11 protein-coding genes are annotated in these 12,749 nt (G+C 44.8%); 8 read left to right on the top strand and 3 right to left on the bottom strand.

Annotation, left to right across the window (positions count from 1 at the left end):
• The first annotated feature begins 57 nt into the window (after positions 1–57).
• The 7 genes from R7070_RS10015 to R7070_RS09985 all read left to right on the top strand — a co-directional run bounded on the left by R7070_RS10015 (position 58) and on the right by R7070_RS09985 (position 7,569).
• Positions 58–1,365 carry an isochorismate synthase MenF gene (locus tag R7070_RS10015; protein ID WP_053303262.1) on the top strand — a complete coding sequence of 436 codons (1,308 nt, stop codon included), beginning with the start codon at positions 58–60 and terminating at the stop codon, positions 1,363–1,365.
• Positions 1,362–3,080, top strand: a complete 1,719-nt coding sequence (gene menD / locus R7070_RS10010) for a 2-succinyl-5-enolpyruvyl-6-hydroxy-3-cyclohexene-1-carboxylic-acid synthase (protein ID WP_053303261.1) — start codon at positions 1,362–1,364, stop codon at positions 3,078–3,080. The genes R7070_RS10015 and menD overlap by 4 nt, the downstream gene beginning before the upstream one ends.
• A complete protein-coding gene (gene menH, locus R7070_RS10005) occupies positions 3,067–3,894 on the top strand; it encodes a 2-succinyl-6-hydroxy-2,4-cyclohexadiene-1-carboxylate synthase (protein ID WP_042524030.1) in 828 nt (275 codons plus the stop codon). The genes menD and menH overlap by 14 nt, the downstream gene beginning before the upstream one ends.
• Positions 3,887–4,753 carry a 1,4-dihydroxy-2-naphthoyl-CoA synthase gene (menB, locus tag R7070_RS10000; protein ID WP_104975975.1) on the top strand — a complete coding sequence of 289 codons (867 nt, stop codon included), beginning with the start codon at positions 3,887–3,889 and terminating at the stop codon, positions 4,751–4,753. The genes menH and menB overlap by 8 nt, the downstream gene beginning before the upstream one ends.
• 125 nt (positions 4,754–4,878) lie before the next feature.
• Positions 4,879–5,868, top strand: coding sequence for an o-succinylbenzoate synthase (gene menC, locus R7070_RS09995; protein WP_005382317.1), 990 nt, complete (start codon positions 4,879–4,881; stop codon positions 5,866–5,868).
• Positions 5,853–7,280 (top strand): o-succinylbenzoate--CoA ligase, encoded by a 1,428-nt coding sequence (menE, locus tag R7070_RS09990; RefSeq protein ID WP_213961822.1) that lies wholly within the window; start codon positions 5,853–5,855, stop codon positions 7,278–7,280. The genes menC and menE overlap by 16 nt, the downstream gene beginning before the upstream one ends.
• Before the next feature lie 100 nt (positions 7,281–7,380).
• Positions 7,381–7,569 carry a hypothetical protein gene (locus R7070_RS09985; RefSeq protein WP_017819996.1) on the top strand — a complete coding sequence of 63 codons (189 nt, stop codon included), beginning with the start codon at positions 7,381–7,383 and terminating at the stop codon, positions 7,567–7,569.
• Here R7070_RS09985 and R7070_RS09980 read toward each other — a convergent pair.
• From R7070_RS09980 to R7070_RS09970, 3 genes are all read right to left on the bottom strand, one after another.
• Positions 7,566–8,495, bottom strand: a complete 930-nt coding sequence (locus tag R7070_RS09980; protein ID WP_318141200.1) for a YeiH family protein — start codon at positions 8,493–8,495, stop codon at positions 7,566–7,568. The two genes, R7070_RS09985 and R7070_RS09980, sit on opposite strands and share 4 nt — an antisense overlap.
• Before the next feature lie 114 nt (positions 8,496–8,609).
• The gene (locus tag R7070_RS09975) at positions 8,610–10,484 is read right to left on the bottom strand and encodes an MFS transporter (protein WP_005382310.1); all 1,875 of its coding nucleotides are present in this window, start codon (positions 10,482–10,484) and stop codon (positions 8,610–8,612) included.
• Between the two features lie 13 nt (positions 10,485–10,497).
• Positions 10,498–11,088 carry a TetR/AcrR family transcriptional regulator gene (locus tag R7070_RS09970; protein ID WP_005382308.1) on the bottom strand — a complete coding sequence of 197 codons (591 nt, stop codon included), beginning with the start codon at positions 11,086–11,088 and terminating at the stop codon, positions 10,498–10,500.
• 392 nt (positions 11,089–11,480) lie between these two features.
• Here R7070_RS09970 and R7070_RS09965 point away from each other — a divergent pair, with 392 nt between their 5' ends.
• Entirely contained in the window at positions 11,481–12,353 is an 873-nt protein-coding gene (locus R7070_RS09965) for a Tim44 domain-containing protein (protein WP_005384268.1), read from the top strand.
• Positions 12,354–12,749 lie beyond the last annotated feature (396 nt).

Below are 12,749 nucleotides of genomic sequence, written 5' to 3'. Positions count from 1 at the left end.
GTCTAAACTTAGAGTAGCCGTCAGTTACCATTTATCCTCACATACAACGAGGTTGATTTGTCACAGTTCCATCAAGCCGTAAAGAGAATTATCGAGCGAGTTCAGCAATCGGAAGGCAATCAAACACGTCTGGTCGAGCCCCTTAGCGAGAAACCTAATTTCTCATTTATTGATTGGCTTGATGCACAACCACTTTTCCCTAAGTTTTATTGGCAGTCCCGCGATACACGTGAAGAGGTCGTTGCACTAGGGCAATTGCACGCTTTTGTTGAGCCAGGTCCTGCTTATACCATTCTAGGTGAAGGGCAAAGAGTCTGGGGCGGGCGCTCTTTTGATGGACAGCATGAGAAGAATCGTCGCTGTATGCCTTCTTTTTTCTTTTTGCCTCAAATTGAGTTAATTCGTTTTGACCAACAGTGGTCTCTCGCAGTTAATATTTCAGAAGACAAAGCGCGAACTCTAGCTGGGTTGAATAAACTGGTTTGTGAGGTCGCGGCCTTAGCTCCAATTTCGTCTCACATCCGCTCTATTGTTCACACGCCAAGTCAGCCTCAATGGAATGAGTTAGTTCATAAGGTTCTGACTGGTATAGAGAATGATGATTTTAAGAAAGTGGTTTTAGCGCGTCGCTCTACCGTGCAGCTTGATAACACATTAAGTGCTGCACAGCTACTTAAAGCAAGTTACTTAAATAACCATCATAGCTTCCATTTCATGCTGAGCTTAGACAGTAAGCACAGTTTTATGGGGTCTACGCCAGAACGTTTGTATTCTCGCGTAGGGCATGAGCTACATACCGAAGCGTTAGCAGGTACGATTGGTCGGGGAGACAATGCCACTCAAGATATGGAGTTGGCGAATTGGTTATCCCAAGACCAAAAGAACCTCAACGAAAACCAGTATGTGGTGGACGACATCATTGATCGTCTATTACCGCATTCTGAAATGGTTGAAGTGGAAGCTGAACCGAGTTTGGTCAGACTACGAAAAGTGCAGCACCTTAAGCGAAATATTCACGCTAGTCTAAGAGCGGGGATAAATGGTGTTCAGTTGTTATCGGCGCTTCAGCCAACAGCGGCGGTTGCTGGCTTACCCCGACAAGAGTCCATGCAGTTTATTCTTGATAATGAGCCCTTTGCACGCGGCTGGTACGCGGGGTCAATGGGTTATATAAGCCATGAACGAGCAGAGTTTTGTGTCGCAATCAGAAGCGCGCTTGTGCTCGGTGATCAAGTACAACTGTTTGCGGGCGCAGGGATTGTGCCTGGTTCTGTGGCAGAACATGAGTGGGCAGAACTTGATAAGAAAATGTCGACGTTACTTACGCTGATTTCTGATCATCCGCCATTGGGAGTCGCATCATGAGTCATGACCAAGCGGTGCTCAATCGAGTTTGGTCAGAAACCATATTGATTGAGCTTCAGCGATTTGGCGTTAAGCATGTTTGTATCGCTCCCGGATCTCGTTCTACTCCTTTAACTTTAGAAGCGGCAGAACAGTCCGACTTTTCCATTCATACTCATTTTGATGAGCGTGGACTGGGCTTTATGGCTCTTGGTTTAGCGAAAGCTACTCAGGAGCCAGTGGCAATTATCGTTACCTCTGGTACGGCAGTGGCGAACCTATTACCGTCGGTTGCCGAAGCCAAACTTACTGGTGAAAAACTGGTGCTGCTGACAGCAGATCGTCCAGTAGAACTTGTCGGCTGTGGTGCAAACCAAGCGATAAATCAATTGGGTATTTTTTCACATCATGTTTCGGCCAGTTTGAATTTACCAAGCCCAAATTTAGCAACGTCGCTTAACTGGTTGCTGACCTCTGTTGACGAAGTGATGTTTACTCAGCAATTGCAGGGTAGTGCTGTTCATATTAATTGTGCATTTCCAGAGCCTTTGTATTCCAACGGCGCAAAAGCGGATTATCAAACCTACTTAGATTCGGTCGCCGGATGGCGAAAAGGAAGCGGCACTTATACTCAGCGTTTTAGCCATTTGTCACAGGCGAACATCCCGCCTTTTTCGGACAAAAAAGGCTTGGTTGTGATTGGCAGCTTACCGCTTGAACAAGCGCGTTCGGCGCAGGCATTTGCACAAAAGATGGGATGGCCAGTACTTGCAGACCCGCAAAGTGGCCTCAGTTCGGATTGGGCGTATTACGATGTATGGCTTCAACTTCCCGAGTTTGCAAACGAGCTTGAATCTTGTGAACTTATTATCCAATTTGGTAGCCGAATCATCTCCAAACGTTTGAACCAATGGATTGATAAACAAGTATCGAAAAATCAACAAAGTAAAGACGTTCAGTATTGGTATGTCTCACCTTGTATGGACCGGAATAACCAAAATCATCTGGCGCAAATGCACTGGGTTGAGCCTCCTAAAACGTGGGTTTCTCGCATTAGTTTTGAGAAGTCAATATTTGCTGGGTGGGCTGATAGGTTAGCGAATGACGTTAAGCGAGTTCATCAACGTATCGAAGAAGCCTTCCTATCTGATTCAGCGTCTGCCATTGACGAAATTGCGTTGGCAGCAGACATCAACGAGCGCACAAAGAACGTAGATGTTTTCTTGGGTAATAGCTTGTTTGTTCGGCTTGTCGATATGTACGGAAAATTGGATGGTGTAGAGGTTTTCACTAATCGAGGCGCGTCAGGGATTGACGGTTTGTTTGCTGCAGCATCAGGCGTGCAACGGGCAAGAGGTAATCCGTTACTGATGTATATCGGTGACACAGCAGCACTTTATGATCTCAATTCTCTGGCGCTATTTTCTCACAATAAACTGCCGGCGGTACTTGTTGTTACCAATAATGACGGCGGTGCGATTTTTGATATGTTGCCAGTACCACCAGAGCGCAGGACGACATATTATCAAATGCCTCATGGTTATCAGTTTGAACACGCGGCAAAGCAGTTTGGTTTGGCGTATTTGCATGTTTCTACACTGGAGCAATTCCAATCATCTGTAAAAGAGCATTTATGTCACGGCCAAGGAACGTTGCTGGTCGAGGTTCAAACCCCATCTAACCAAGCAGCTGAGACACTCAAGGCATTTAATAAGAGTCTGAATGCTTTACTTTGAACGTTTCCCTGTATTAGAAAAACACCAAAGTAGAACGTTGCCCACTTTGGTGTTTTTGCATGGCTTACTCGGTAGCGGTGCCGATTGGCTCGCGTGTTTAAATGCATTACCCGAATATGAGCGTGTTACGGTTGACCTTCCTGGTCACGGACGCAGCCAATCTATTTTTTGCTGCGATTTAAATGATTGCTGCAAACTTCTTGGTTCCACACTATCTTTATTATTTCCCTCACAACAACCACTTATTTTGATTGGATACTCTATGGGCGGCCGCATTGCGATGCATGGTATTGCCCATCAATGCTTTCCAGAGCTCAATATTGCAGGCGCGATTATTGAAGGGGGAAACTTCGGGCTTCAAACTGAGTCAGAGAAACAGGTGAGATTAGAGAATGATGCTCGCTGGGCAATGCGTTTCAAAACTGAACCACTTGAACGTGTTTTGAACGATTGGTACCAACAAGCGGTGTTTTCTTCACTAAACCATGAGCAAAGACAAACATTCATTGCGAAGCGAAGTGATAATCTTGGCTCAGCGGTGGCGAATATGTTGATGGCGACATCGTTAGCCAAACAGGCATATTTGTTGCCCTCACTGCAAAAGCAGAACATACCAGTGTATTACTTGTGTGGTGAGAAAGACCAAAAATTTAGCCAACTGGCACAACGTAGCGGGTTGGCGTATCGACAAGTTGAAGGCGCTGGTCATAACGTCCATCAAGAGCAGCCCAAACAGTTTGCGATACATACCAAGCAAATAATTCAGTCTCACTTTGGTGAGAGTAACGAGAACAATGGGAATCACCATGGCTAAAACAGTAGGCATTTCTGAAGAAGAACTTTACGCTCCGGTTCAATGGAAAGATTGCGGCGAGAAATACGAGGACATTCATTACCATAAGTCTGAAGATGGTATCGCGAAAATCACCATTGCGCGTCCTCAAGTGCGTAACGCGTTTCGTCCTCAAACGGTAAAAGAGATGATTGATGCGTTGGCAGATGCGCGTTACGACTCTGGTGTTGGCGTGATCATTCTGACAGGTCTAGGTGAAGACGCATTCTGTTCTGGCGGCGACCAGAAGATCCGTGGCGACTACGGCGGCTATAAAGACGACCAAGGCACACATCACCTCAACGTATTGGACTTCCAACGCGATATTCGTACTTGTCCAAAACCAGTGATCGCATCGGTATCTGGTTGGGCTGTTGGCGGTGGTCATGTACTGCATATGATGTGTGATCTAACAATTGCAGCTGACAACGCTCAATTTGGTCAAACAGGCCCTAAAGTGGGTTCATTTGACGGCGGTTGGGGCGCATCTTATATGGCTCGTATCGTAGGCCAAAAGAAAGCTCGCGAAATTTGGTTCCTATGTCGTTTCTACAATGCTCAAGAAGCGGTAGACATGGGCCTAGTAAACACAGTTGTACCACTAGCGGATCTAGAGAAAGAAACCGTTCGTTGGTGTCGTGAAGTTCTGCAACACAGCCCAATGGCATTGCGTTGCTTGAAAGCTGCGTTGAACGCGGACTGTGATGGCCAAGCGGGTCTGCAAGAACTGGCGGGTAACGCGACTATGATGTTCTACATGACAGATGAAGGCCAAGAAGGTCGTAACGCATTCAACGAGAAACGTCGTCCAGACTTCGATAAATTCCCTCGCAACCCATAATCCGTCTAAATGAGGAGCGTGTTAGCTCCTCTGTTCCTTTTTTCCTGAGCGCCTCCCCCTCTGGGAGGCTGGTGGGATTGCTCGTCAGAACGCTCAAATATACGGCATTACATAGGACTTGAATTATGCGTGAAGCGAAAATTTATCGTTATAGCTTGCTCATGGATAGTGGTGTCATCCTACGTGACAACAAGCTAACCGAGCGTGTTGGTTATGTTGTTGCGCTTTCCGAAGATGGTAAAACAGGGTTTGGAGAAGTCGCTCCTCTTCCTGGTTTTAGCTTAGAGAGCACCGAAGATGCGGGTGTTCAGCTACAAGAACAGGCGGAGCGTTGGGTAGCAGAGTTGGATGTGGATTATGCCAATATGTACCCGTCGGTTGCGTTTGGTTTATCGATGGCACAACTTGAATTAGCTGGTGGTTTACCACAACAAGGTAAATACCAAACAGCGCCACTATGCACTGGCGACCCAGATGAGCTCATTCCAAAGCTGAACGAAATGGAAGGTGAGAAAGTCGCTAAGGTGAAAGTTGGACTTTATGAGCCAATTCGCGATGGCATGCTTGTGAACCTTTTTCTTGAATCAATCCCTCAATTAACGCTTCGACTCGATGCCAATCGCGCTTGGACACCAGAAAAAGCGCAGCAGTTCGCTAAGTACATTGCCCCGTCTCTGCGTCAACGAATCACGTTTCTAGAAGAGCCGTGCCGCTCTCCTGGCGATAGTCTCTCTTTTGCGATTAATACTGGTATTGCTATCGCTTGGGATGAAACATTGCAAGATGCGGTTCGTCGTGAAGATTTCCGTCTTGAAGATCTAACTGGTGTGAAAACGATCATCATCAAACCCACACTCATTGGTTCAGTGGATTTTTGTATTACACTGATAGAGAAAGCGAAGTCACTGGGGATGAAAGCAGTGATTAGCTCGAGCATTGAATCCAGTCTCGGTTTAACTCAATTAGCGCGCTTTGCCCAATGGCAGCTGCCTGATGAAGTTCCAGGTTTGGATACGATTGGCTTATTCAAAGCTCAGCTAGAGCAGGGCTGGCCTAAGTGTGAACTTCCCGTTCTTCCTCTAAAAGACCAGGAGATTGTGTGGCATTCTGCGTAGACAATATTGCGAAGGCACCATGGAAATATTGGGCTCAAACGAGCCCTTTTTCTATTGCACTCAAGACATCAACAGAAGTATTAAACTGGCAACAACTCTCGAAGCGTATTGACCAATACACTCACTATTTGAATGACTTGGGTGTAACTCGGGGGGATGTGCTGACTTTGGTTGGCAAGAACCAAGTAGAAACACTGTTGTTTTATCTTGCCTCCAAACAGTTAGGCGCGCTCGCTGCGCTGACCATGGAACAACCACTAGATAAGTTGCAGGGTAAGCTTGCTGCACTTTACAGGCCTGATCAAACTCGGTTTATCTGGTTTTCTCAGGAGTGCGCTTCGACCTTTTCTGAACATGATATACAAAAACTCAAGGCAACATTGCTTTCACCGCCTGTAGTATCACAGCAAGAGAGTGATTCGTTGACTGAAGATAGCTATCATCATGACCGGCTCGCTTCAGTAGTATTTACTTCTGGCTCTACAGAGGAGCCTAAAGCTGTGGTTCATACACATCGACAGCATCTTGCGTCTGCAGAGGGCTTGTTGCAGGAGTTCATTTTCACTCAGCAAGATGCTTGGCTGTTATCGCTTCCGCTGTATCACGTCTCTGGATTAGCGATTGTCTATCGTTGGCTATATGTCGGAGCAACACTAAAAGTCGGTTCAGGGAAACTTGTTGATGATGTTCAGGGCGTATCACACGCTTCTTTGGTTGCGACTCAGCTCAAACGGTTATTGGATGATGATGCACATTTGTCATTGACACATGTGCTACTGGGCGGCAGCCACGTTGATCACGAGTTGGCACTACGAGCAACAGGGCAAGGCATTGAGACATGGTTAGGTTATGGGATGACGGAGGCGGCCTCTACCGTTACCGCAAAGAGAATTGACAGCACCAGTAATGCTGGACATGTATTGAAGCACCGTAAGATAAAATTAGTTGACCAACGCATTTTTGTTGGCGGTAAGACATTAGCGGCAGGGTATTTCCATCAAGGACATGTTACCCCATTTCTGGATGAGAAAGGCTGGTTTGACAGCAAAGATCTTGGCGAGTGGCAAGGTGATGAATTAAAGATAATCGGCCGTGCCGACAATCAGTTTATCTCTGGTGGTGAGAATATCCATTGTGAAGAGATTGAAGCCGCTTTGAACCAAATTGATGGTGTAGTGCAGAGTATAGTGGTTCCAGTCGAAGACGCGGAGTTTGGTCATAGACCAGTAGCTGTGATTCAGACCAATGGATTGCGCAGCAAATCGGAGTATGACCAGCACTTGCAATCAAAGTTAGAGAAGTTTAAATGGCCAGTGGAATACCATGTAATGCCACAAACTCTACTAAAAGGCGGGATCAAAATTTCACGTAAGGCCGTGAAAGAGTGGCTATTGTCATCACTTCAGCATTAGTCAATTTTGCTATGTATTAGTCATAAAGAGAATTTCGTATCCTTATAACTCTGAATCATAATTATGCTTCTTCGTGGAGAGAAAATGCATAAGGTTCAGGATGGCAAAGCTAGTTTTAATTGCGGCAGTAGCACTACAAATTAGTATCGCGATAAGTAGTGAAGGGCTAGCCCGCTCTCTTGCAGAGCTAACGGTATTTTTGAACGCTATTGCGTTGGTCGTTATATACAAAAATAGCAAACGGGAAATACCGTCCCCTCAACGCGATAAGCAGACCACCAATATCTAAAACAGTAACCAACTTAGAGAAGTGGTCGAAATTAACACCCACAGAGTCACACCAAACAACAGTGGCTTAGCTCCAGCAGACTTTAGTTTTGAAATTGAAATGCTACAACCTATCAAGAACAGACATACAACCAACGCTTGCTTTGCTCCAATGAAAATGCCGTGATAGATCATTTCAAATTGAGGAAAGAAGTCGCTAAACGCGATAGCTGCACAGTACCAAAAAATGAAATAAGGGATAGCTAGTTTTTTCTTTCCATACTCTTTTTGGCCTCTTGAAAAGATGACGGCACTGATCAAAGCAACAGGAATGATCCATAAAGCGCGCGCGAGTTTCAATGTTGTTGCCGTAGTTAGCGCTTCTTCCCCATAGGCCGAGGCAGCCCCGACAACAGAAGATGTGTCATGAATGGCAATTGCAGCCCATGTGCCAAACGTGTGTTGATCTAGCCCTAAAGCATGTCCAATCACAGGAAACACAAAGAGTGCAATGGAGTTCAGGACAAATACCGTTGCCAGTGCTAATCCAATCTGCTCGTCTTTCGCTTTAATCGCCGGTGCCACAGCAGCAATTGCGCTACCACCACAAATTGCAGTACCTGATGAGATTAAGTAAGCGGTTACTCGCTCCAATTTAAGCACCCTGGCAATGAGAGTGCCCATGATCAGTGTGCCTGTAATAGTGGCGATGATCAGGCCGATACCATCCGATGTGACTGTAAGCGCTTGCTCGAAGTTGATGCCAAAGCCTAAGCCAATAATCGAGTAAGACAGCAGCTTTTTAGTAAAAGAAGCGATGGGCAGCTCGGAAGGCACAAAACCAAAACTTGCGAGTAGAAAACCGATAACTAGAGCAATGGGAGAGGAGGCAAGAGGGGTTAGACAAAAAAGTAACGCCAATCCAAACAGGAGGTAGTTTCTATTCAAGGTTTTTATTCGCTGTTGTGAATGAAAGGGAGAGTATATCGCACTGGGTGTGGTCAGTTTGTCTTAATGATTTGAACACATGTTCAGTTATCCTAAACATGTGTTCAAGTGTATTTATCGCCAGTCGCCTCTAAGTTGATGCACTTTATCGAACATTGTTTTTGCCGTTGCCTCGTTTGGTGGCACCGGTTGTCCTGCCTCTATTTCTAGCTTTGACCAAAATCGAGTCGGTAAGCCACAGCATGCGCGACCTTTTGCGCGGCTGAAATAGCTTCCCCATAAGCCTTTAAGTGCAACAGGTATGACAGGTACTGGACTACGACGTAGGATTATATCAATACCGCGCATGAATTCATTCATTTCACCATCTGAAGTTAATCTTCCTTCAGGGAAAATACAGACGATATGACCTTCGCTTAGCGCAGCTTCCACATCGTTAAATGCACGTCTGATAGAGCTTCTGTTACTCGCTGAAATTGGAATTACCCCAGTTCGACGTAAAAAGCGCCTTAATGGAGGTAGGTTGGCGTAATCTTCCTCCATCACAAAACGAATCAACCTTGGGCATACGGCACTAAGTAGCAATGCATCCATGTAGCTTACATGATTACATACAATCAATGCCCCACCATGCTCGGGTAGGTTGTGTAGATTCTTATGCTTAACTCGATAGATGGTGTGCGTAAGCATCCACATGACAAAGCGAACTACAAAAATAGGAATTTGCAAAAAGATGTAAGCGGCGACTAAGAAATTTAAAATGGCTAACAATGCAAACAGTTGAGGAATTGTCATCTTGATTACACTTAGGCACACAATACCTAAGACAGCGCTGCCGACCATAAACAGAGAGTTAAAGATGTTGAGCCCTGCGATGACTTGAGCACGTTCGGTTTCCTTTGCTCGATGCTGCATTAATGCGTAAAGAGGCACGATAAACAAACCGCCCGAAGCACCAATCATCAATAGGTAGAAAAATAATGGCCAAAAAGGCTCATATCTAAAGAAGTCTACAAAGTTATGGAAAGTAGGTAGATCATTGGGAATGGAAGTGGCCATTAGGTACCCAAATACCGTAATGCCAAAGGCACCAATTGGCACAACACCGACTTCTATACGATGGTTTGAGATCCAATTGCAAAGTAGCGACCCTAGCGCGATACCAATGGAAAATAGAGCGAGCAAGAAAGACACCGCACTCTCGGTGCCATTTAGGTAAATCTTAGTGAAATTCGGGAATTGTGTTAGATATGCGGCGCCTAAAAACCAAAACCAGCTTATTGCCATTATGCATTGAAAAACAACTCGATCGGATTTGGCGATAGAGAGCGTGTGTTTGGTTTGCTTGTATGGTTGCCAACGAAAAGAGAGATTGGGTGCGCTGGCTGCAGCAAAGGGGATTGAGCGGCTCGACAAGTAGCCTAACAATGCGAAGATCACGACACAAAATGCGGCGAGGTATTTTGCGTTGTCTGCAGAGGCTATAATCCCAGCGCCTAAGGTGCCAATAAGGATGGCGATAAAGGTACCAGCTTCAACAAGAGCGTTGCCGGGCACTAACTCTTTAGCATTTAACTTTTGAGGCAAAAGGGCATATTTAACTGGGCCAAAAAATGCTGACTGTGTGCCCATTAAAAACAGTAGCAATAAAAGCACACCATAACTTTCGGTTATGAATCCGATGGCACCCAAGAGCATGATGGCTATTTCAAATAGTTTGACCTTACGAATAAACCATGACTTTTCATATTTGTCGGCTAATACGCCAGCGGAAGCAGAGAACAGAAAGAACGGTAGAATGAACAAGCCTGCCGCAAGGTTGATGAACAAATTGCTCGAAATAGGTAGTGCACTGGAGCCAGCGAATGCGACAAACAACAGCAAAACGTTTTTAAAAATATTGTCGTTGAAAGCGCCAAAAAACTGAGTAATGAAATAGGGCAGGAACTTTCTCTGCGTAAGTAAGGACGGCTGTCTGTCGGATGACATGGATAATCCTTTGTTACCAGTTCGTGAGGTAGTTAGAAAGAAGATTACTGATCAATTCTTTGCCATCAATCGGTTCACTAGAGAAAAACTTATCATCAACACTGAGTAAAGTAATGCCATGTACGCCAGACCAAAGGACTCGACTCGCTTGAATCACTTCGGATTCAGTACGATGTGGTGCGATTTGAGCCAATAGTGACTCTAGCATTCCCGTCATACCATCGATACGTTTGGCATGCCATTCCGGAAGTTCTGCTCCATTCATGTTGTGTTCGAACACTAACTGCCAACGGTATGGGTGTTTTTGAGCAAAATCGTGGTAGCAATAAGCGAGTTCAAAAAGCGCTTGATGGGAGTCTTTGCTGTCATTAGTCGCTTTGCGTGCTTCTTGAGATAACTCATCTAAAGTTTGAGCGACAACATGAAGCAACAACAAATTATAATTACCAAAAACATTTACCAATGTGCTTGGCACGTAACCAATCATGTTAGCGATTTTACGAAGACTGAGTTCGTGGTAAGAATTCTCATCTAAAAAGTTTTTGACCGTTGTTAAGGTCAAATTCACTAACTCTTCTCGGGTGTGATCGTTTCTGCGCGCCATACTCTCAAACTACTTTATTGAACATCGTTCAATATGATAGTCAGCTACCTATTAACCGTCAACAAGGCAATGTGTCCAAGTGCCCTCAAGGTGTAGGATTCTGAGCTGTGTCACTGATTCTAATTCAAGTAAAACAATCTGGAGTATTAGTGAACTTATTCCATACTTTTTTTACATTGATCAAGCGCCTTCAGCTGAATTGTAAGCAGTGTGAGCAGTCTGCATTTTTGGCAATATTCTGATACATGTCAGCTTCTATAAGCTATTTTCATCAATCGGTATACAGAGTATGATGACTTAAAAATCATCTTTGGCGTGCTACTGTTTGAAACAACGATTGTTTCGTCTTGAAAATGGGGCACTATCTTAGATAGCTAACTTTAAGGATAACGATGAAACGTTTATTTTCTATTGTTGCTTTATTGATGTTTACTGTTGCTGTAACGCCTATCGCGGAAGCGAAGAAGTTTGGTGGCAGTAAGTCTTTCGGTAAGAGCTACAAAACTGCACCAGCACCGAAACAACAGCAACAAAACACCAATACGGTCGGCAAAGATCAGACGACAAAGTCTTCAAGTAAGAAAGGCCTTATGGGGGGGCTGCTAGGCGGACTTCTTGCTGGTGGTCTACTTGCTGCATTCTTTGGCGGTGCTTTTGAAGGTATCCAGTTTATGGATATCCTAATTATTGGTTTGATTGCCTTTGTCATCTTTAAACTAATGCGCGGTATGCTAGGTGCGAAGCAGGGCAGTATGAACCAGCATCGTCAACAGCCTGCATTTGGTGGCAACGCATCTAAGTTTGAGCAACCAAACATGCAAAACTTTGAGCAACAACCAAACACAAATAATGGTGGCTTTGGTGGTTTTGGCGCTCAAACAGACGTACCACATAACTACCCACCGGGTTTTGACCAAGCAGCGTTCATTAATGGTTCTCGTGAACACTATCGAATCCTGCAAGGTGCGTGGAATCACAACCAGCTAGAAACTATTGAAGAATATGTTTCTCCAAGCTTGTTTGAAGACCTAAAAGCAGAGCGCGCGAAGCTCGACGGTGAGCAGCATACTGACGTAATGTACGTTGATGCGGAGATCGTCCGTGCTGATTACGATGCAAATAAAGCACAGCTTAGTCTGCAGTTTAGCGGTCGTTACCGTGACACAGTAGAAGGTGTTGAAGAAGAAATCGAAGATATCTGGCACCTAGAGCGTGACTTGACTGCGCCTAATGCGCCATGGTTAATCGTTGGTATTCAAGGCTAGTCACCTTTAAACCAATTTAGTCACTAGTAAAAATCCCGCATCCCCTGCGGGATTTTTTGTATCTATCATTTATATTTCTTGTACGTGTTTTTATGCAAACATCACTAATTGAGTCCGTTTGGTAATTTTGCGAGCCCACTTTTTCTAGTAAGTCCTCAAGTGTTTTCCTATTTATATTGAACATTCATATTAAGGCCATACGAACTAACAAAATCAAAATAGCTAGTACATTGTTTGTAGGGTAAAGATCTGCTCCTCAGCCTTTTGTTTGTGGAGTTTCACATGGGGTTGGTTGCTTTAGTGAGATTGAGTATAGGTTATACCAATCGTAGTAAATAACTGGTCATTCTAGCTTGTTAAAATACTCGATAACTGCGTTGCAATTTTTGATTGTAG

The organism is Vibrio sp. 1557, from assembly GCF_033340175.1.
In the GTDB taxonomy this organism is placed as follows: Bacteria; Pseudomonadota; Gammaproteobacteria; order Enterobacterales; family Vibrionaceae; genus Vibrio; species Vibrio alginolyticus.
The sequence above is the reverse complement of the archived record's forward strand: the minus strand, read 5'-3'. Positions and strand labels throughout refer to the sequence as shown.